We start from the raw sequence: 20,542 nt of genomic DNA, 5'->3' as shown, positions 1-20,542 counted from the left end.
GGCGCGGCGCGGGCGATGGCGTGATCGTCACGGAAAGCTGTGGAAGCGCAGCGCGGAGGGCGTCGCGGCACTGGCTAACGGAAGCGAGCGCGATCTATCCCTGCCCCTCACCCCTTGGGACATGGTCATGATCACCCGCCTCGTATCGCTCTGCTTCCTCGCTGCCGTCCTTGCCGGGTGCAACACCGTCCAGAATCCGCTTGCCCAGCAACAGGTCGAGTCTCTTCGCCTCGCCGCTGTGAATGTCGATATCGGCGACGCGACGACCTTGTGGTGGGGCGATGGCGACCGCGCTTTCGCTCGCAGCAAGGGTCTTTCGGAAAGCGACTCGGAGGAGCTCTCCAAAACACCCGAGGCGCGCGCCTTCGTCGCGAAGGCTGTCACGGCGAAGATCAACGCGGCACTTGAGCAGCAGCTCAAGCCGGTCCTGGCAGGACAACGCCCCGCAAGGGTCGTCGTCCATCTCCGCCGGCTCTATATGGCCTCGGTCATCCAGCGTCTTGTGGTCGGCGGTCACCATGAGTTGGTCGCGGATGTGACGCTGGTCGACGCCAAGACCGGCTCGACGATCCTGGCCTACCCGGAATTCCGGACGATCGCGCTGGCAGGCCAGGGCATCGGCGGCACCTTGGTCGATGCGGCCGTCATGGCGGATCCTATCGACCGGCTGACCCAGAATTTCGCGACCAGCTATCGCGATTGGTTGCTGCCGCAGCAGTCAAACTGATCCCGAGCCGGTCATACCCCCCCCGGTCCTTCGTCGTATCGCTGCGGGGCTGGACGCTGGCGGGCGGTGGAGGGCACACTCAGGCTTAGCCCATCGCGAGCGAGCCATGTCCGGATCAGCCAGCCATCCCGTCCCGAAGACCAGTGCTGGTCGCTTCTTCGAGGACTTCCATCTTGGCGATATGATCGTCCATGCGACGCCGCGCACGGTCACGTCGGGCGACGTTTCGCTCTACACCGCGCTCTATGGACCGCGTTTCGCAGTCCAGTCCTCGGATGCCTTCGCCAGGGCGATCGGCTATCCCGCCGCCCCGGTCGATGATCTGCTGGTCTTCCATATCGTCTTCGGCAAGACGGTGCCCGACGTCTCGATCAATGCCGTCGCCAATCTCGGCTATGCCGACGGGCGCTTCCTGAAGCCGGTCTTTCCGGGCGACACGCTCTCGACCATGTCGGAGGTGATCGGCCTGAAGCAGACCTCGGCCGGCGATGCGGGAATCGTCTATGTCCGCTCGGTCGGCCGCAACCAGCAGGGCGAGATCGTGCTGAGCTATGCGCGCTGGGTGCTGGTGCGCAAGCGCCAGCCGGGCACGCCGGCCCATGCCGAACAGGTGCCGGACCTGCCCAAGGCGGTGCTGCCGGAGGAACTCGGCCAGGGTTGCCCCGCGCTTGATCTCACCGCCTATGACGATGCATTGGCCGGCTCGGCCTTCCGCTGGGGCGATTATGCGGTGGGCGAGCGCATCGACCATGTCGACGGCATGACGGTGGAAGAGGCCGAGCACCAGATCGCGACACGGCTCTATCAGAACACCGCCAAGGTGCATTTCGATGCCCATGGCGCGCGTGAGACCCGCTTCGGCAAGCGGCTGATCTATGGCGGCCATGTCATCAGCCTGGCGCGGGCCTTGTCCTTCAACGGGCTGGGCAACGCCTTCCACATCGCCGCGATCAATGGCGGGCGCCATGTCGCGCCGCTGTTTGCCGGCGACACGGTCTTCGCCTGGAGCGAGGTGCTGGAGGTGGCGGAACTGCCCGATCGCACGGATGTCGGGGCGTTGCGGCTGCGGCTGGTGGCGACCAAGAACCGCGCTTGCGCCGACCACCCGCTGAAATCGGGCGATCAGTACGCCGCCGACGTCATCCTCGATCTCGACTACTGGGCGCTGGTTCCGCGATAAGCAGGAGTTGGAGCCGGATAAAAATACAAAAAAGCGGGTAGCCACTTTTCGCATCCGGTACCGGATTTCGCTAACGAATGACAGATTATGTTGTCTGTCACTTCACCGCGGCCATGTCGCATTGCAGCAGGGTTCCGGTTTCGTTACAGAGCCAGACACTCTAGAACGATCCCAAATGGATAAGGCCTGCTGCAGGGCCATCTGAGTCGGAGAACGATCTTGGCCGAGGTCAAACAGGCGGCGCGCCCGCTTTCGCCGCATCTGCAGATCTATCGCTGGTCCTGGACCATGGCGATGTCGATCGCGCATCGGGCCACCGGTTGCGCGCTCTATGGCGGCACTCTCCTGGTCGCGTTCTGGCTGGTTGCGGCCGCGTCGGGACCGGCGGCTTTCGAGACCGCACAGGCCATCGCCGGATCCTGGATCGGGCGGATCATCCTGTTCGGCTACTGCTTCGTCCTGCTGCACCACATGATGGGAGGCCTGCGCCACCTCGTCTGGGATACCGGCCGGGGCTACGACCCTGCCATGCGGATGAACCTGGCAAAGTACAGCGTCGCGGTCTCGGGAGGGCTGACCCTGCTCCTCTGGGCCATCGTGCTCGCCACGCGCTGAGGAGCCGCATCATGCTGTCCAAATCGAACCTGCGCACTCCGCTTGCCCGCGTCCGTGGCCTCGGCTCGGCCAAATCCGGCACCGGGCATTTCTGGGTGCAGCGCCTGACGGCGGTCTCGAACGCCGTTCTGACCGTGGTCTTCCTCGGCGTGGTGATCTCGCTGGTCGGCAAGCCCTACCCGGCGGCGGTCGCGACGCTGTCTTATCCGCCGGTCTCGATCCTGATGCTGCTCTTCATCCTCTCGGCCACCGTGCATATGCGCATCGGCATGCAGGTGATCATCGAGGACTACGTGCATGGCCTCCTCAAGGTCATTGCCGTGATGGCCAATACCTTCTTTGCGATCGCGGTCGGCGCAGCTTGCGTCTTCGCGGTGCTGAAGCTCTCGTTTGGAGGCTGATCCGATGGCGATCACCAAGTCCCGTCCGGTCCCGGCTTATGCCGGCCAGGCCTATGCGATCACCGACCACACCTTCGACGTCGTCGTCGTGGGCGCCGGTGGCGCCGGCCTTCGCGCTACCGTCGGCTGCTCGCAGGCTGGCTTGCGCACCGCCTGTATCTCAAAAGTGTTCCCGACGCGCTCGCACACCGTCGCGGCCCAGGGCGGCGTCGCCGCCTCGCTCGGCAATATGGGCAAGGACACCTGGCAGTGGCACATGTTCGACACCGTCAAGGGGTCGGACTGGCTCGGCGATCAGGATGCGATCGAGTACCTCGTTCGCAACGCGCCAGCCGCCGTCTATGAGCTGGAGCATTGGGGCGTGCCGTTCTCGCGTACCGAGGATGGCAAGATCTACCAGCGGCCTTTTGGGGGCATGACAACCGAATTCGGCGAGGGTCCGCCGGCCCAACGCACCTGCGCGGCGGCCGACCGCACCGGTCACGCCATGCTGCACACGCTCTATGGCCAGGCGCTGCGCTACAACACCGAGTTCTTCATCGAATACTTCGCCATCGACCTGATCATGGACGAGGACGGGCATTGCCGCGGCGTGATCGCGCTCAAGCTCGATGACGGCACGCTGCACCGCTTCCGCTCGCAGCAGACGATCCTGGCGACGGGCGGCTATGGCCGCTCCTATTTCTCGGCGACCTCGGCCCATACCTGCACCGGCGACGGCGGCGGCATGGTGCTGCGCGCCGGCCTGCCGCTGCAGGACATGGAGTTCGTGCAGTTCCACCCGACCGGCATCTACGGCTCCGGCTGCCTGATCACCGAGGGCGCGCGTGGCGAGGGCGGCTACCTGACCAATTCCGAGGGCGAGCGCTTCATGGAGCGCTATGCCCCGTCAGCCAAGGACCTCGCCTCGCGCGACGTCGTCTCGCGCTCGATGACCATGGAAATCCGGGGCGGGCGCGGCGTCGGCAAGAACAAGGACCACATCTACCTCCACCTCGACCATCTCGACCCGAAGATCCTGCATGAGCGCCTGCCGGGCATCTCCGAGAGCGCCAAGATATTCGCCGGCGTCGACGTGACCCGCGAGCCGATCCCGGTGCTGCCGACGGTGCATTACAACATGGGCGGCATCCCGACGAACTTCCACGGCGAGGTCCTGACCAAGGTCGACGGCAATCCCGACACCGTGGTTCCCGGCCTGATGGCGATCGGGGAGGCGGCCTGCGTCTCTGTGCATGGCGCCAACCGGCTGGGCTCGAACTCGCTGATCGACCTCGTGGTCTTCGGCCGTGCGGCCGGGCTGCGCTGCGCCGAGACGGTGACGGCGGGCGAAAAGCAGCCGGAGCTGCCGAAGAACTCGGCCGATCTTTCGCTGACCCGCCTCGACAAGTATCGCAACGCCTCTGGGGCCACGCCGACCGCCGAACTGCGCGGGCGCATGCAGCGCATCATGCAGGACAATTGCGCGGTCTACCGCACCGGCGAGACGCTGGAAGAGGGTCACAAGCTGATCCACGAGGTCTGGGACGGGTTGCCCGACATCGGCACGACCGACCGCTCGCTGATCTGGAATTCGGACCTGATCGAGACGCTGGAATTCGACAATCTGATCACCCAGGCGGTGGTGACGATGGACTCGGCCCTGCAGCGCCCGGAAAGCCGCGGCGCCCATGCCCGCGAGGACTATCCGAACCGCGACGACAAGGACTGGATGAAGCACACGCTCGCCTGGATCGACGACGAGCAGCGCACCGTCTCGCTCGACGATCGTCCGGTGCACACCTACACGCTCTCGAACGACATCGAGTACATCAAGCCCAAGGCGCGGGTGTATTGAATGGATACCCTAAGCCTTCTCTCGCGGGAGGAGCAGATTCCAGTGATTGCCTCTCTGAGGCAAAGGCTGGAAGCTGAATCTGATTCTGAGCCATTTCCTTGGATCAAGGGCCGCGTCGGTTATCGTTTCGGCCACTTCGTTATCGGGATATACTCTCAGGAAAAGGACCGACTCGGCCTCGGAAGTGAAAATCTTGAGGATTTAACTTCTAATCGGCTGCTGCAGTTCACTACATTCAGTCCTTTTTCAATCAAAGGTAGGGTTGCTGCCGGAATTGCAACGGATGGGAATGGAGTATTCCTTGTCCACAGCGGCAAAGTTTTCCCCCGAGATGGCCGAGGGCGCCCCTTTTCGCTTAAAGAATGGACTATCTCAGGAAAGCCTTATTTCGGAGTCTGCGATTTAAGCTCTTCTGATTGTATATCCAGAATCATCGATTTTCACGTCTCGCGGAGTCCAGTTAGTTTATCCTCTTTCATTGAAGCTGGAGTCGTACCTGTCAACAGTAAGGCAGGTATTGATCCGGGGGCGCAAAAAGGCGGATGGCGCTCGGGCGGACAGTTTGACGCTCGGCACGCGCCGATCGTGAATGCCTTGCGACAGCAGCTTGAAAATGCCGGCTTCAAAGTAATCCGGTCAAAAGTGGTCCGCCCTGACATTTTCGTTGAGAAAATGGGTAAGAAGGTAATATTCGAAATCAAGCCGGACGCGCTTGCGACATCAATCTTCCAAGCTATAGGGCAGGTTATTTGCTATTCTGCGGCCAATGCACCGTGTGAGCGATATGTTGTTTGCCCCAAAATCGATGCGTCCGTTCCAACGGGAAGTTTGATTTATGACGTTATGGGCGAAAACGGGATCAAGAAAATTGATTTTGATTTGACGGGTACATCGATCCTTTTTTCCGGGCTCCCCACATAGGTTTTCGACAGGACGATCTGACAGATGGCCGAATTCAATCTTCCGCAGAACTCCCGCCTCGTCGCGGGCAAGACCTGGCCGAAGCCGGCCGGGGCCGCCAAGCTGACCGAGTTCAAGGTCTATCGCTGGAGCCCAGACGACACCGAGAATCCGCGCACCGACACCTATTTCGTCGACCGCGAGGATTGCGGGCCGATGGTTCTCGACGCGCTGATCTGGATCAAGTCGAAGATCGACCCGACGCTGACCTTCCGCCGCTCCTGCCGCGAGGGCATCTGCGGCTCCTGCGCCATGAACATGGACGGCAAGAATGGTCTCGCCTGCACCACCGGCATCGACGAATGCGGGGGCAAGGCCAACAAGGTCGCGATCTATCCGCTGCCGCACATGCCCGTCATCAAGGACCTCGTCCCGGATCTGACGCGCTTCTACGCGCAGCACGCCTCGATCGAACCCTGGCTCAAGACCACGACGCCGGCGCCTGAAAAGGAATGGGCGCAGGGGAAAGAGGACCGCGAGAAGCTCGACGGGCTCTATGAGTGCATTCTCTGCGCCTGCTGCTCGACCTCCTGCCCGAGCTATTGGTGGAACGGCGACCGCTATCTCGGCCCCGCCGCGCTGCTGCAGGCCTATCGCTGGCTGATCGATTCCCGCGATGAAGCGACCGGCGAGCGGCTCGACGATCTCGAGGATCCGTTCCGGCTCTATCGCTGCCACACCATCATGAACTGCGCGAATGCCTGCCCGAAGGGTTTGAACCCGGCGAAGGCGATCGCGGAGGTGAAGAAGATGATGGTGACCCGCCAGCTCTGAGCCGGCCGGCATTCTCCCGTGCCAGTTTTGGTGCGGGTCATCCCGGGCGACCGCAGGGAGACCCGGGATCCATTCCGGAACCTCTCCAGCGAGCGCTCCGGAATGGATCCCGGATCGGCGCCGCTTTGCGGCTTGTCCGGGATGACGACGTGGTTCTACCGCGCGACGATCAGAGATACCGTCCCGGCGCGAAGGGCTTCGGGTCCGCTGGCGGCGTCTCGCCGCAGACCAGCGCCGCGATGATCTCGCCGGTGATCGGGCCGGTCGAGAAGCCGATATGCTGGTTGCCGAAGGCGAGCCAGAGGCCCGGATGGCGCGGGGCCTCGCCGATCATCGGCAGTGAGTCCGGCAGGGTCGGCCGCGCGCCGCGCCAAGTTTCGCCCTTGAATTCGGCCAGTGGGAAGGCCTCGCGCGCGCTCTTCGTGACCATGTCGATCTGGCGGTGGTTGTCGGGCGCGTCGCGGTCGCTGAGATCGACGCCGCTGGTGATGCGGTAGCCCTGCTCCATCGGCGCCATGAAATAGGCGGCGTCGACATCGTAGACCGGACGGGCGAGGCTCGCGCCTTTCTCGGCCTGGAGATGGCGGTGATAGCCGCGCTCGACATCGAGCTTGCTGTCGAGGCCGAGCGGCGCGAGCAGATCCATGCTCCAGGGGCCGAGCGCGACGACGGCGATCTCGGCCTCGAAGTTGCCGTCTGCCGTCTGCGCCTGCCAGCCGCTGGTGGTGCGGGTCAGCTTTTCGACCTGCGCCTGTTCGATCCTGCCGCCGGCTCGCGCGAAGAGTTCGGCATAGGCCTGCGTGACGGCGCCCGGCGAATCCACCGATGCGTTCTCGAGGCAGAGCAGGCCGGCGTGGAAGATCGGGTTGAGGGCGGGCTCGACGCCCGAGATGCCCTGCCGGTCGAGCACCTGCGAGGCGATGCCGTGTTGCTTCAGGAAATCATGCTCGGCCTTGGCGGCTTCATGGCCGGCCTCGGTGCGCCAGACCTTGAGCGTGCCGGTCTCGCGCAGGCGATGCGAGATTCCGGCCTGCGCCATCAAGGCGCGATGGCGCTCGACCGTGCTGGCGGTCAGCGAATCCAGCGCGGCGATCCGAGCGGCGGCCGGCGCGGGGCGCGCTTCCCAAAGGAAACGCAGCAGCCAGCCGGGTCGCGTCAGCGCCCGCTTCCAGTTCAGGTTCAGCGCCGGATGGCGATTGCCGAGATAGCTCGTGAGCTTGCCGAACAGGCCGGGATTGTTGAGGGGCGCGATCGAGGAGCGGGCCAGCACCCCGGCATTGCCATAGGAGGTCTCGCGGCCGGGCTCGCGCCGGTCGATCAGGGTGACGTTGAAGCCGCGCTTCTGGAGCGAAAGCGCACAGGAGACGCCGACCATGCCGGCGCCGAGGACAATGGCTGTACGGGTCACGCGCTTGCTGCCTCGACGGGTGCCTTGAGCCAATGGTCGAGGAAGCCGTCGAGCCAGAGCCGGATCGCCGGGTCGTATTGATACCAGCCATCGAGATGCAGATGCCGGAGCTGGGCTCCGGGCATCAGGGTGCGCTCATGGCCGCGGATCGACCAGCGGCACATCATCGCCGGTGTGACCTCCGGGTGGAACTGGATGCCATAGCAGCGCGACTCGGCCTTGATCGCCTGCACCGGAAAATCGCCGCCGGTGGCAAGGCACTCGGCGCCCGTCGGGCAATCGAAGCCGTCGCGATGCCACTGGTAGACCGTGCCGGGCCAGTCGAATCCGGCCTCGGCGGCATGGAGCCTGCCATGGTCGGTCTGGTCGAGCCTGTAGTAGCCGACCTCGGCGCGGCCCTCGCCATGGGTGTAGACGCGGGCGCCGAGATGCTTGGCCATCATCTGCGCGCCCAGGCAGATGCCGAGGAAGGGTGCGTCCTCCCTGAGGCAGGTGCCGATCCAGTCGATCTCGGTCTTGACGAAATCATCGGGGTCGTTGGCGCCCATCGGCCCGCCGAAGATCACGGCGCCGGCATGGTCCCGCATGGTTTGCGGCAGCGGGTCGCCATAGCGCGGCTTGCGGATGTCGAGCGTATGCCCGCGCGCCTGGAGCAGGCGGCCGACGCGTCCCGACGTCGAATGCTCCTGATGCAGCACGATCAGCACGGGCTTGAGCGGCGGCAGCTTGAGCGCAGGACCGCGCGGCCGGGACGTTGCGCGAAGCTTGCGGATGGGAGGGGTCAAAAGTGCGTGGTCGTTCATCGCGAGATCAGGGTCGCCGGGGAGCGGTCTTGAAGGGGACATACGCAGCACGCGATGGCATGGCCTGAGAATGCGGTCGCAATACGGGTGAGGCAAGCAATTTATGGGCCGCAGCCGCATGGCGAGACCGCCTGGAGCGCATGCCGGATTGAGGCGCCGATCTGGTCGGCAACAATCCGGAAACCATCTTTCGGCAAGCTCTGCTTGACTTGGCCCGGGACTGCCGTCATGAGAATGAACGTTCATTCTCATCGTTGAAGGTTCTGCGTGCAGTCGTTCATCGCCCTTGACGCGCCCGAGCGCGCACCGGCCACCCCCGCCCCCGAGCGCGGCCCATCGGAGCGCCAGATCCGCATTCTGGACGCGGCCGAGCGCGTCTTCGCGCGCGCCGGTTTCCATGCCGCGACGATGCAGGACGTGGCTGCCGAGGCGGGCATGAGCCCGGGCAATCTCTACCGCTACTTCGTCTCGAAGGACGCGATCATCGCAGGGATGGCCGAGCGCGACCGCACGCTGATCGCTGCGGATTTTGCCGATCTCGATCCAGGCAAGGGCAATGTGCTCGACCAGCTCGAGACGCTCGGGCGCAAGCATCTCATCGAGGAGCCGCGCGAGAAGGCCATCATCTGCATGCAGATCTGGGCCGAGGCCGCCCGCAATCCGCAAATGGCTGAGATGTGCGCCTCGATCGACAGCACGGTGATCGGTGGACTCGCCTTCGCCATCGCCGGTGCCAAGGCGAGCGGCGAGCTGCCGGCCAATCTCGACGACGCCCGTTTCCTCCAGGCGATCTTCATGATGGCGGATGGCTTCTTCTGTCGCCGCGCCACCGATCCCGGCTTCGACGCCGTCATGGCGGCGGACACTCTGTTCAAGGCCATGCGTGGCCTGGCGCAGGTGCTGCTGCTGCCCGAATCCGAGGGCCCCACGCTGTGATCACCGCATCCTCGCTCACCCGCTCTTTCACCCGCGCGCCCACCCGGAAAGCCCGTTCGATGTCGCCTGTTCTCACCGTTTCCCGCATCGTCGGCCTGTCGCTGCTGGCGCTCGCCGCCGGGCATGCCGGTGTGGTGCAGGCCCAGACCCCCGCCGCCGCCTCCGTGCAGGGCGGGCCGGCGGCCGGCCCCTCCGTGACCGTGACCAAGGCGAAGGTCTCGGAGATCGTCCAGAGCGTCGTGGTGTCCGGCTCGATGATCGCGCGCGACGAGGTCCAGGTGCAGCCCGAGGTCGATGGCCTGTCCATCGTCGCGATCCTGGCCGAGGAGGGCGATCGCGTGGCCGCCGGGCAGGTGCTGGCGCGGCTCTCGCGCACGACCCTGGAGGTCCAGAAGACCCAGAACGATGCGCAGATCGCGCGGGCCGATGCCGGCGTCGCCCAGGCCAATGCGCAAATCGCCGAGGCGCAGGCCAATCTTGTCGCCGCCAACAACAATTTCGACCGCACCAAGGCCCTGCGCAGCACCGGCAACGTCTCCAACGAGACCTATGACCAGCGCGACGCCGTCGCCCGGGCCGCCGAGGCCAAGCTCAACTCCTCGAAGCAGGCGCTGGCCATCGCGACCGCCGATCTCGCTTTGGCGAAGGCGCAGGGCCGCGATATCGAGGTCAGGCTCGCCCGCACCGAGATCAAGGCGCCGAAGGGCGGCATCGTCAGCCGCCGCACTGCCAGGCTCGGCGCGACCGCCGCCATGTCCGCGACCGAGCCGCTGTTCCGCATCATCGAGGATGGCGCAGTCGAGCTCGAGGCCGAGGTCGCCGAGGTCGAACTGCCGGGCATCAAGCTCGGGCAGCCGGTGGCGGTGATGTCGGCGGGCGCGACGCAGGCGCTGGCGGGCACGATCCGCCTGATCGCGCCCGAGGTCGACAAGGCCTCGCGGCTCGGTCGGGTACGGGTCGCTCTGATCGGCAACCCGCCGGTCGCGATCGGCTCGTTTGCGCGCGGCGTGATCGAGACCGGCCGTAAGACCAGCATCACCCTGCCGCTTTCGGCCATCACCTATGCCCGTTCGGGCGCGACCGTGCAGAGCGTCAGCGACGGCAAGGTGACGACCAAGACGGTCACGCTCGGGCTCACCGGGGCCGGCCGGGCCGAGATCGCCGCCGGGCTCACGGAAGGCGAAACGGTGGTGGCGCGCGCCGGCACCTTTGTCCGCGACGGCGACATCATCACGCCTGTCGCGACGAACTGACGGGGCACGACGTGGACATCAATTTCTCTGCCTGGTCGATCCGCAAGCCGGTTCCCGCGATCCTGCTCTTCGTGGTGCTCTGCGTGCTCGGGCTGCTCTCGTTCTCGAAGCTGCCGGTCACGCGCTTCCCCAATATCGACGTGCCGCTGGTCTCGGTCACCGTGACGCAGTCCGGTGCCGCGCCGGCCGAACTCGAAAGCCAGGTCTCAAAGCGCGTCGAGGATTCCGTCGCCAACATCACCGGCGTCAAGCATGTCGTCTCGACGCTGACCGACGGGTCCTCGGTGACGCTGATCGAGTTCCGGCTGGAGACCAACACCGACCGCGCCGTCAACGACGTCAAGGATGCCATCGCCAAGATCCGGGCCGACCTGCCGCGGACCATCGACGAGCCGATCATCCAGCGCATCGATGTCGAGGGCCAGTCGATCCTGACCTATGGCGCCTCCTCGACCGGCATGACGCTGGAGCAGCTCTCCTGGCATGTCGACGATGTCGTCGCGCGCGAATTGCAGGGGCTGAAGGGCGTCGGCCGGGTCGAGCGCTATGGCGGCGTCGATCGTGAAATCCGGATATCGCTCGATCCCGACCGGCTGCTGGCGCTCGGCACCACGGCGGGCGAGGTCAACCGCCAGATCCGCGCCACCAATGTCGATCTCGCCGGCGGGCGCGGCGAGGTCGGCGGGCAGGAGCAGGCGATCCGCACGCTTGCCGGCGCACGCACCGTCGCCGAACTCGCCGAGACCAAGATCACCCTGACCGGCGGCCGCGAGGTCCGCCTGAAGGAGCTCGGCCGCGTCGAGGACAGCAATTCGGAGCCGCGCGCCTTCGGCCGGCTGAATAAGCAGCCCGTCGTGACCTTCGCGGTCTTCCGCTCGAAGGGGTCGAGCGAGCTCTCGGTCAAGGATGTCGTCGCGGCGCGGCTCGACGAGCTCAACAAGCGCTTCCCCGACATCGCCCTGAAGCCGATCGACGACGCGGTCGCCTATACCTATGGCAACTACAAGGCCGCGATGGAGACGCTGCTGGAAGGGGCCGGCCTGGCCGTGCTCGTCGTCTTCCTGTTCCTGCGCAACTGGCGCGCGACGCTGATCACCGCGATTGCCCTGCCGCTCTCGGCCATCCCGACATTCTGGGCGATGGAGCTGATGGGCTTTTCGCTCAACCTCGTCAGCCTGCTCGGGATCACGCTGGTCACCGGCATCCTGGTCGACGACGCCATCGTCGAGATCGAGAACATCGTCCGGCACATGAAGATGGGCAAATCGCCCTATCGCGCTGCGATGGAAGCCGCCGACGAGATCGGGCTCGCCGTCATCGCGATCACGCTGACGATCGTCGCGATCTTCGCGCCGGTCTCCTTCATGAGCGGCGTCGCCGGCCAGTATTTCCGCCAGTTCGGCCTGACGGTTGCGGTCGCGGTGCTGTTCTCGCTGCTCGTCGCGCGGCTGATCACGCCGATGATGGCGGCCTATCTGATGAAGCCGGTGAAGCATGACGACGCCAAGGACGGGCTGGTCATGCGGGCTTATGTCGGCATGCTGCGCGGCACGCTGGCGCGGCGCGATATCCCGCTCGTGCCGCGCTTCGACGGCACCGGCCGCTGGCGCAAGCTGCCCTTCAACACGGCCTATCTGACGCTGGTCTTTGGCTTCGGCTTCCTCTTCGCCTCGATCCAGGCGACCTCGCTCCTGCCGACTGGCTTCATCCCCGACGAGGACACCTCGCGCGTGGTGGCCTCGGTCGAGCTGCCGCCGGGCTCGACGCTGGAGGACACCCGCGTCACCACCGACCAGATCGTCGACCGGCTGCGCGAGATGCCCGAGGTCACCAATGTCTTCGTGCTCGGCGGCGCCTCGCCGACCGGCCAGCGCGAGGTGCGCCGCGCCGCCGTCACCATCCTGCTCAAGCCCAAGGCCGAGCGCGAGGCGCGGCAGAAGGACCTCAAGGTCGTCATCGCCGAGAAGCTCGCCAGCGTGCCCGATGCCCGGGCCTGGTATGTCAACGAGCGCGGCGAGCGCGAGATGGCCTTCTCGATCATGTCCCGGGACGGAGAGGCGCTCGATGCCGCGGTGGCGAAGATCGAGGCGCGGATGCGCAAGGTCGACGGCTATCTCAACGTCGCGACCGCGGGCTCGCTCAGCCGGCCGGAACTGCGGGTGACGCCGAAGCTGGAGCAGGCCGCCAATCTCGGTGTCACCGCGGAGTCGATCTCGGAAGCCGTGCGCGTCGCCACCATCGGCGATGTCGGCGCCAATCTCGCCAAGTTCAACGCGGGCGACCGGCTGGTGCCGATCCGCGTCCAGCTCGACGAGGCGGCCCGCACCGACATCCGCAACATCGCGGCGCTGCGCGTCACTAACACGAACGGCGTCTCGATCCCGCTCACCGCCGTCGCCGATATCGGCTTCGGCGAGGGGCCGAGCTCGATCGACCGCTATGACCGCGTCCGCCGGGCGCAGATCGGTGCCGATCTGAAGCGCGGCTTCGAGCTCGGTACGGCGCAGGAGACCTTCCAGCAGATCGTCAAGGAGGTCGGCTTGCCGGAAGGCGTCTTCATCGCTGCGACCGGCGACGCCGAGATCCAGGGCGAGGTCGTGCAGGGCTTCATCACCGCGATGGCGACCGGGCTGATGCTGGTGCTGGCGGTGCTGATCCTGCTGTTCGGCTCGGTGTTCCAGCCGATCACGATCCTGCTCTCGCTGCCGCTCTCCTTCGGCGGCGTGGTCATCGCGCTGCTGGCGACCCACAACCCGGTCTCGATGCCGGTCTATATCGGCCTGCTCATGCTCATGGGCATCGTCACCAAGAACGCGATCATGCTGGTCGATTTCGCGGTCGAGGAGGAGGGCCGCGGCAAGGACCGCCGTACCGCCCTGCTCGAGGCCGGCCGCAAGCGCGCCCGCCCGATCGTGATGACGACGATCGCGATGGCGGCGGGCATGCTGCCCTCGGCCTATGGCGTCGGCGATGGCGGCGAGTTCCGCGCCCCGATGGCGGTCGCGGTGATCGGCGGTCTGATCGTCTCGACCGTGCTCTCGCTCGTCTTCGTGCCGTCCTTCTATGCGGTGATGGACGATCTCTCGAAGGGCACGGGCTGGCTCTTCGGCCGCTTCTTCAGCAAGCCGGAAGACGAGAGCCAGTGGGAGACGATCCACGAGCATGACGGGCAGCCGACGCCGAAGGATGGCGCAACGCAGATGAAGCTGCCGCTGCCGCCGCCGCGCCTGGCGGCAGAGTGAGAGACCAAGAACTCACAAGGCCGGCCGGTGGCGTCACGAGCCGCCGCCGGGTGAGAAGAAGCAGAGCATCTCGCCGGCATCGTTGATGCAGAGATGCCATTTCCCATCCGGCGAGAGCCGCGCTGTCGGATGGGGGATTTCGAGGATGAGAGGCTCGCGGCGTTCCGTCGACCAGATCGGATGCTGTCCTGGCGCGACCGTGACGACGAAGCCTGATGGGATCTCCCTGACGGCCCCCGCGTCGATCTGAGCGCAATCGGCACCGGAACAGCATTCGAACGGATAATCCCAGCCGCTGGCGGCCTGATGCGAGCGCGCATCCGTCGCTGCGGCCGTCAACACCAGCGCGACAGCGATCGAGGCAAGAGGGCGCATGAGCCTGTCCTCGCGTCAAAACGCCTGGCCGAAGGCCGCGGACGAAGCGTCCTCAGGGCGGCGAGGCTTCCTTGCGTGGGACACGATCCTACTCCCGATCTGCGCGGGGTGACAGGGAGGTCGGCGATCAGTCGGCCGGAGTGTGCCGCTGGCCCGAGGCTGCAGGCGAGCCAGCGTCGCCGCCGCGGGTGACGGCGGAACGAAAGGCAACATCCGGGACCGCCGAGCTGTCCCGGATGTTGCTCGGTTCAGAGTGTCAGTCCGCAAGCCTGACGGATGGCGATCTGAACGGGTGATGGCGGCAAGGCCGGATCGAACTCACCCGCCGGGAACAGCGGCGGTTGCGCCATGAAGCGCGGCTGCCTGCCTCGGTGAGGCTGTGCGGCATGGACCAGGAGCGGGTGGCACAGATAGACCGTGCCTGCCGCGCCCGTCGCCTGTTCAATCTCGCAGCCCGCCGTGGAGGCGTAGCCATCGGCGGAGAGCTGCCTGAGCGTCGCGCCCCCGTCGCCATAAGGCAGCAACTCGCGCGCGATGGTCAGATGCGAGCCCTTGCGGATCCGCGTGGGCGCATCGTCGGAGCCGACATCCGAGAGCAGGAAGAGCATCAGCAAGGCCCGCCCGCTGCTTTTCACATTGGCCCGCCACTCCATGAAATCGGGATTGTCGGTGCCAAAGCTCACATCGACATGCCAGCCATCGTCGCCGGGGGCTTCCGGCGAGGGAAAGCGGATCGGAAAGGTCCCCAATCCCCTAGGCGCGAGCCAGCGGCCTTCCCCGATAAGCTGGTCGAAGGCCTTGTGCAGGACCGGCGTATTGGCGGCCTGGATGAAGGGTGGCGAGGATTTCGAAGCAACCCGGATGACGGGTCTGGTCCAGCTTTCCTGGTGGCTCGGCGACAGGCCGATATCGGCCCACAACGCATCCCGGCATTCCCGTGCAAGCGCGGCGCTGAAGGCGTTTTCGATTTTGACGAAGCCGTCGTCGATGAAGCTTCGGACCTGACCGATGGTCAGGCCGACAGGATCGGCTTTGGGCATGACACATTCTCCATGCGGCTCTCGCATCGGCGGAGCCGTGTTGATCCAATCGGCGCGGGAGCGCCGGAACGACGTCGAGCCGTTCAGATCAGCGGGAAGAATGTGGACGTGAACATCATGGCTGAGATTCTAGAGCGACGGGCGGACGGAGGCAAGATTGTTCGGCCTCTGGCGGCGGAGTGATAAGTCAGCTCACTCCTTTTCAAACGAGAACGGCGTTTTCTCGTAGACGGCTCGAAGTCCGTGCGCTTCGACGAACTGGCGCTCCCAGTCGTGCAGGAGCGCGGCGACGCCTGTCCGATCGTTGGCCTCCGTCAGGGGCAAGAGCTGCTCCATCACCTCCAAATAGGTTTGCTCGCTCCAAAACGGTGTACTGCGGTAGCCTGCCGTGCTCAGCAGAAGGGCGGCCTCTGCGACCATGTCGAAACAGCCGAGTGCAGCATAAACGTGAACGCGCGTCATCGGATCGGTCAGGATGCCCGTCCACTTGGCCGACAGATTGGGTTCGAACAGGATGTAATTCTCAATCGTATTGATGCGCGTCAGCAACGGCAGCACGTCGTTCTCGACGATCTCGATAAAGGCATCCTGCCGTCGGGGGTGGGACCAGCGTGCTTCCTCGGGCCTTTCGGCCGTGAACCGACCGTCTCCCAAGGTGATCAGCGGAGCACGTGCCCGGCACGTATAGCCCAGAAACCATTTCTGTTGGGGGCTGTCGGCAAAGCCCGAACTCTGGATGCTGAAACCCCTGACGATATGACGGACCGGAGCAAGCACCACGTCCACGCCGTTGAATCTTGAATCGACCGCGATCAGTTCAGGATGACGAGCCAGCAACGGCTTGAGCAGCGTCCTGATCTGCCTTTTGGTTGTCATCGTCTGCCCGGCCTGACTTCGATCACGATGGCTCTCGACCGCGTTAGTGTACTGAAGTAACCGGCACGGGCTAGGACATAGGCCCGCGAAGGGCCTACGCCGGCCGATCCCGTCTTGAAGTCGTATATGCATACTGTGCCATCCGGACGATATTCAATGGCATCAATCCGGATCGAACGCGCTGCTCCGTATCGGACACGCTCTTGCTGAAGCTCATTGAGTTCCTTCAAAAAGGATCGCTCGGCATAAAGATCAGGATATCGCGCCTGATCGATCTGATCTTTCAGCTGCTTGTGCACATAGCTGCCATATGTGGCCGCTGATGGATAATCGCGCACCGCCCCCGCTCGGGCTACCACATCGTCCAGACGGACCTGCATCTCAGGCAGATACTTGCAGGCAGTGACGGCTTCCTCCTCAGCGACCCTGCCGCTGAAACCGAGATTCAGCGCGCCCGGCGCACTCGGCCGGAATTCCTGCGCGTTAAACCCCATCACGGCCTGCTGGCCATCACTGCCGTTGAAGGGCGATTGCCAGTTGAACAGGATCGCGCCGCCGACAATGAGCGCGGGAGCGACGGCTAACGGTGCAAATGCGGGCTGAATCGTCGGCTCAAACGTCGGCCCGTCCGCGCTCCACACCGACCGGCCGACGATTTCGCCATCGGGTCCCCCTTCCCGAACTGTCTGAGTCTTGTCCGTCGTCTCGAAAGTGATCTTCTCGCCCTCGGGCGTCGTGACGGTATGACGCTCGTCGAATCCTGGCTCGCGCGAGGCGGCGTATTCGGAATGGATCGTGCTGCCGTCGCGGTTGACGATGGCCCGCTCCAAGACCTCGCCGTCGCTATCCGTGCTTTCCTCAAAGAAGGCCCAAGCCTCGTCGCCGGTCTCGTCGATGACGAAGCCGTCTTCGGACGCGAAATCCGCAAGGCTACCGCCATCGCCGAAACCCGGCATGGCGCCGCCACTGCCACTGCCACTGCCACCACCGCCGCCCGCGCCGCTGGTCCATTGCCCACCACCGGCGCCGCCGGCCGGCACGCGGGGCTGCGAGGGGTTGTACTTGCGCCTCAAGATATCGCGGCGCAGCAATCGCGCTTCGTCCTGAAGGCGGATCAGGCTGCGGCGCAGGCGGATGATCTCGCCGTCTCCGGCGGCTTCGGAGAGATGACGATCGGATCTGGCGGACATGGAGCGCTCCCGGTTTGGAGCGTCCTATTCTCGGGTCTGTTCAGACGCGGGGGATAAGTCGGATCCGGGATCCATTCCGCAACTTCTCAGAACCAGCGTTCCGGCATGGATCCCGGATCGGCGCCGCGGAGCCTGTCCTTGGGCCGGCCAAAGGCCGGACCCGAGGGCGGCTTGTCCGGGATGACCGCGCGGTTCCTTGAAGGCCGACCTCAGAGCGACGGTGAGATCGTCGGGGTTCCGCCTGATGGCGTCGAGGGCTGCTGGTTGCGGCGGTTGAGCATTTCGCCGCGCGATTTGACGATCTGGGCGACGACGACGTCCTGGACGCTCTGGGTGGCGATGCGGCGCACGGCGTCGCGGTCGACGGGCCTCGTGCCGTCGAGTTCGTGGATCTCGATGATCGCCTGGGCGAGCGCATCGACATCGGCCTTGCAGAAGATCATCGCGGCCTTGGCCACGACCTCGGCCTTCTCGTCGGTCGCCAGCATCGGGCCGCCCTCGCGGCCGATGCAGGTCAGCATGCGCGTGCGGATCAGGTCGCGGGTCTTCTCCAGCACCGCCTTCTTCTCGGCCTTGGCCTGCGTGTCGGCCTCGGACGGCTGGGCGGCGTTCTGGCCCGCGGCCGGATTGACCGGCCCGCGGATGCTGGCACTCTGCTTCGCGCATGCGACGAGGGCGGGCAGCATCTCGCCGGTCGAGGTCAGGGCGAAGCTCAGGCGCTGATCGTTGGCGACCAGTTCGAGAAAGCGACCTTGGCGGAAGGCGTTGATCAGCTCCGAATCGCCCGGCATCGGAATCGCCAGGAGGGTCGGCGTCTTGACGTCCGCCGTGACGTCGATCCTCGCGCTGCGATCGAAGACGAGCTGTAGGTTCAGCTTGCTGCCCGGCTTGAGCTTCCAGTTGGGGTGGGCGAAGCCGACCAGCCATTTCAGATCGGCGGTGATCGAGGTGAACATGCGCGTGCCGTTGCGATAGCCGGCATTCACGGCGCAATGCGAGAAGGCGCCGGTCGCATCGTTGGTGAAGGCGCCGCCCTTCCAGTTGCCGACGACGATCTCGCCATAGGGGCCGGCGGCTTGCGCCACCGGCGCCACCAGCAGGATCGAAGCCAGAAGACATCCGCGCAGCATGCTCACCTCGGCCGGTTGAGGCGCCAAGGATGAAGTCTGGCGCCGCATATCGCAATCCCGCGAAGGCGAATGAGGTTCCCGCATCATCGCTGTGCCATGGCCGCACGCAAATCCCCGGCCGGCTCGCGCCGCGGGGTTTTGCATGGCCTGCAGCCCGAAAAGGGGTGCGCGGAGCCGGATGGCGGCGCGGGCCTGACCGCGTGCCGATGTCGAGTGTCGATGTCGAGGTGTCGATGCGGCGGCTTGACCACCGTCCGGCTCCGCGCGCGGTTCTCTTCCGGTTCCGCTCGTCGCCCATTAAGGTCGGTCATGACCGGGATTGCTGAAGGCCCCGGCGACGAGCGGCCCCTCCATGGTCGAGGCCCGCAACGGCCCTGCCCATGAACACCGCCATTCCGCCCGGCCGCACGATGCCTCGCGACAGCCCCCTTGGTCGGGTGGAACGTGGGGACAATAGGCATGGGTGGGCGGAGCGGGGATAAGTCGCGTCCGAGATGGGGTGCTGTTCGTCATGCTCGGGCTTGTCCCGAGCATCCACGTCTTGAGCACGACCCTCGACCAGCGAAGACGTGGATGGTCGCCACAAGGGCGACCATGACAGGGAGAGCCAACGCAGTTACGCGGCGGTGGCCGCCTCTCGCCGCGCCACGGCTTCGCGATAGGCCGCCGTCAGCCCGGCCAGCACGGACACCTCCGGCGCGGGCGCGCCGAGATGCAAGGCGCGCAACTCCTGCATGAAGCCCTCCCAAAGCGGCGGGCCACCCTGTTCCAGAAGCTCGGCGCGGATTTCCATTTCCTCGGTGACCGGGAGAAAGCGGCGGCCCCAACTGCCCATCGCCGCGAAGACCGGGACGAGCGCGATGCCCATCTCGGTCAGGCTGTAGATGCCCTTCTGCTTGTGGCTGGCGTCGTCGCTGCGGGTCAGCAGGCCTCTCTCGACGAGGCGCTTCAGCCGGTCGGCAAGGATGTTGCTGGCGATGCCCTCATCCGATTTCAGCAGCAATTCGCGGAAATGCCGCCTGTTGCCGAACATGATGTCGCGCAGCACGATCAGGCTCCAGCGATCGCCGAGGATTTCCAGCGTCAGATTGATCGGGCAGCCGGAACGGCGGGTCTCGCGCATGAGGCTCTCCAAAAACCGCTTGCAATATACAATCGGTTTGGCTAAGCAGCAACTGCTTGCAAATCGCAATCGGTTTTATGGTGGATGTCCCGAGGGAGGATAAGATGGCCAAGGTGATCGTCTGGAATCTCGTCACGCTGGACGGGCTGTTCGAAGGGCCGACGAAGTGGGATCTCGCCTTCCATGGCGATGCCTGGTGCGACGAGCTCTCCGAGCTCAGCAAGGCATTCGGGGAGAAGGCGGGGCTGCTCGTCTTCGGCCGCGTCACCTATGAGGGGATGAAGGCGTACTGGACGTCGGCGGAAGAGGAGGGCGAGACCAAGGTCTTCATGAACGCCCTGCCGAAGCTCGTCGCCTCGCGCAGCCTGACGGCATCGGACTGGAACAACACGCAGGTCACGGCCGACATCGCGGGCGAGATCGCGCGGCGCAAGACTGAGGCCGGCAAGGACATCTATGTCTTCGGCAGCGCCGAGTTGACCGATTCGCTGCTGCGCGACGGCCTGGTCGGCGAGATCATGCTCTGCGTCGCGCCGGTCCTGCTCGGGGCGGGTACGCCCCTGTTCAAGCCGGGTTCGCCTGCGCGCAAGCTCTCGCTGACGCAGTCACGCCCGCTGAGCAACGGCGCCGTGATCCTGAACTACGCCGTGGCCGCGTGAAGCTTCAGCGGCG

19 protein-coding genes are annotated in these 20,542 nt (G+C 65.3%); 11 read left to right on the top strand and 8 right to left on the bottom strand.

Features of this window, described 5'->3' with window-relative positions; all coding sequences use genetic code 11:
• Positions 1–127 precede the first annotated feature (127 nt).
• The 7 genes from AC1DYU_RS12645 to AC1DYU_RS12615 all read left to right on the top strand — a co-directional run bounded on the left by AC1DYU_RS12645 (position 128) and on the right by AC1DYU_RS12615 (position 6,494).
• Complete coding sequence (locus AC1DYU_RS12645; protein WP_476791932.1) at positions 128–727, top strand: hypothetical protein; 600 nt, start codon at positions 128–130, stop codon at positions 725–727.
• Positions 728–833: 106 nt separating this feature from the next.
• Complete coding sequence (locus tag AC1DYU_RS12640; RefSeq protein ID WP_476791931.1) at positions 834–1,907, top strand: MaoC family dehydratase; 1,074 nt, start codon at positions 834–836, stop codon at positions 1,905–1,907.
• Positions 1,908–2,126: 219 nt separating this feature from the next.
• Positions 2,127–2,522, top strand: a complete 396-nt coding sequence (gene sdhC / locus AC1DYU_RS12635; protein ID WP_476791930.1) for a succinate dehydrogenase, cytochrome b556 subunit — start codon at positions 2,127–2,129, stop codon at positions 2,520–2,522.
• Positions 2,523–2,533: 11 nt separating this feature from the next.
• On the top strand, positions 2,534–2,923 hold the full coding sequence (gene sdhD / locus AC1DYU_RS12630; RefSeq protein WP_476791929.1) for a succinate dehydrogenase, hydrophobic membrane anchor protein: 390 nt from the start codon (positions 2,534–2,536) through the stop codon (positions 2,921–2,923).
• A 4-nt stretch (positions 2,924–2,927) separates the two neighbouring features.
• On the top strand, positions 2,928–4,760 hold the full coding sequence (gene sdhA / locus AC1DYU_RS12625) for a succinate dehydrogenase flavoprotein subunit (RefSeq protein ID WP_476791928.1): 1,833 nt from the start codon (positions 2,928–2,930) through the stop codon (positions 4,758–4,760).
• Positions 4,761–5,681 (top strand): hypothetical protein, encoded by a 921-nt coding sequence (locus AC1DYU_RS12620; RefSeq protein WP_476791927.1) that lies wholly within the window; start codon positions 4,761–4,763, stop codon positions 5,679–5,681. It abuts the gene before it with no gap.
• Between the two features lie 24 nt (positions 5,682–5,705).
• Positions 5,706–6,494 carry a succinate dehydrogenase iron-sulfur subunit gene (locus tag AC1DYU_RS12615; protein ID WP_476791926.1) on the top strand — a complete coding sequence of 263 codons (789 nt, stop codon included), beginning with the start codon at positions 5,706–5,708 and terminating at the stop codon, positions 6,492–6,494.
• Between the two features lie 169 nt (positions 6,495–6,663).
• On the opposite strand, the gene AC1DYU_RS12610 is transcribed toward AC1DYU_RS12615, so the two are convergent.
• Positions 6,664–7,902, bottom strand: coding sequence for an NAD(P)/FAD-dependent oxidoreductase (locus AC1DYU_RS12610; RefSeq protein ID WP_476791925.1), 1,239 nt, complete (start codon positions 7,900–7,902; stop codon positions 6,664–6,666).
• Entirely contained in the window at positions 7,899–8,705 is an 807-nt protein-coding gene (locus AC1DYU_RS12605; protein WP_476791924.1) for a glutamine amidotransferase, read from the bottom strand. The genes AC1DYU_RS12610 and AC1DYU_RS12605 overlap by 4 nt, the downstream gene beginning before the upstream one ends.
• A 267-nt stretch (positions 8,706–8,972) precedes the next feature.
• Here AC1DYU_RS12605 and AC1DYU_RS12600 point away from each other — a divergent pair, with 267 nt between their 5' ends.
• Genes AC1DYU_RS12600 through AC1DYU_RS12590 form a run of 3 tightly spaced genes read left to right on the top strand, consistent with a single transcriptional unit; the run spans position 8,973 to position 14,136 of the window.
• Entirely contained in the window at positions 8,973–9,641 is a 669-nt protein-coding gene (locus tag AC1DYU_RS12600) for a TetR/AcrR family transcriptional regulator (RefSeq protein WP_476791923.1), read from the top strand.
• A gap of 59 nt (positions 9,642–9,700) precedes the next feature.
• Positions 9,701–10,894, top strand: coding sequence for an efflux RND transporter periplasmic adaptor subunit (locus AC1DYU_RS12595; protein WP_476791922.1), 1,194 nt, complete (start codon positions 9,701–9,703; stop codon positions 10,892–10,894).
• An 11-nt stretch (positions 10,895–10,905) separates the two neighbouring features.
• The gene (locus AC1DYU_RS12590; RefSeq protein ID WP_476791921.1) at positions 10,906–14,136 is read left to right on the top strand and encodes an efflux RND transporter permease subunit; all 3,231 of its coding nucleotides are present in this window, start codon (positions 10,906–10,908) and stop codon (positions 14,134–14,136) included.
• Positions 14,137–14,169: 33 nt separating this feature from the next.
• On the opposite strand, the gene AC1DYU_RS12585 is transcribed toward AC1DYU_RS12590, so the two are convergent.
• From AC1DYU_RS12585 to AC1DYU_RS12560, 6 genes are all read right to left on the bottom strand, one after another.
• Positions 14,170–14,511 carry a hypothetical protein gene (locus AC1DYU_RS12585; protein ID WP_476791920.1) on the bottom strand — a complete coding sequence of 114 codons (342 nt, stop codon included), beginning with the start codon at positions 14,509–14,511 and terminating at the stop codon, positions 14,170–14,172.
• Positions 14,512–14,759: 248 nt separating this feature from the next.
• Positions 14,760–15,551 (bottom strand): phytanoyl-CoA dioxygenase family protein, encoded by a 792-nt coding sequence (locus AC1DYU_RS12580; RefSeq protein ID WP_476791919.1) that lies wholly within the window; start codon positions 15,549–15,551, stop codon positions 14,760–14,762.
• Between the two features lie 192 nt (positions 15,552–15,743).
• A complete protein-coding gene (locus AC1DYU_RS12575) occupies positions 15,744–16,427 on the bottom strand; it encodes a hypothetical protein (RefSeq protein ID WP_476791918.1) in 684 nt (227 codons plus the stop codon).
• Entirely contained in the window at positions 16,424–17,617 is a 1,194-nt protein-coding gene (locus AC1DYU_RS12570; protein WP_476791917.1) for a hypothetical protein, read from the bottom strand. Before AC1DYU_RS12570 ends, AC1DYU_RS12575 begins: the two co-directional genes overlap by 4 nt.
• A gap of 209 nt (positions 17,618–17,826) precedes the next feature.
• Positions 17,827–18,747: a hypothetical protein gene (locus tag AC1DYU_RS12565; protein ID WP_476791916.1), complete on the bottom strand. Its 921-nt coding sequence runs from the start codon at positions 18,745–18,747 to the stop codon at positions 17,827–17,829.
• A gap of 616 nt (positions 18,748–19,363) precedes the next feature.
• A complete protein-coding gene (locus AC1DYU_RS12560; RefSeq protein WP_476791915.1) occupies positions 19,364–19,870 on the bottom strand; it encodes a winged helix-turn-helix transcriptional regulator in 507 nt (168 codons plus the stop codon).
• Positions 19,871–19,974: 104 nt separating this feature from the next.
• Between AC1DYU_RS12560 and AC1DYU_RS12555 the strand changes: the two genes are divergently transcribed.
• Positions 19,975–20,529 carry a dihydrofolate reductase family protein gene (locus AC1DYU_RS12555; protein WP_476791914.1) on the top strand — a complete coding sequence of 185 codons (555 nt, stop codon included), beginning with the start codon at positions 19,975–19,977 and terminating at the stop codon, positions 20,527–20,529.
• Positions 20,530–20,542 lie beyond the last annotated feature (13 nt).

This window comes from Allobosea sp. P2_B12, from assembly GCF_056404835.1.
Note: the sequence above shows the minus strand (reverse complement) of the source record. Positions and strands in the feature narration are given on the sequence as shown.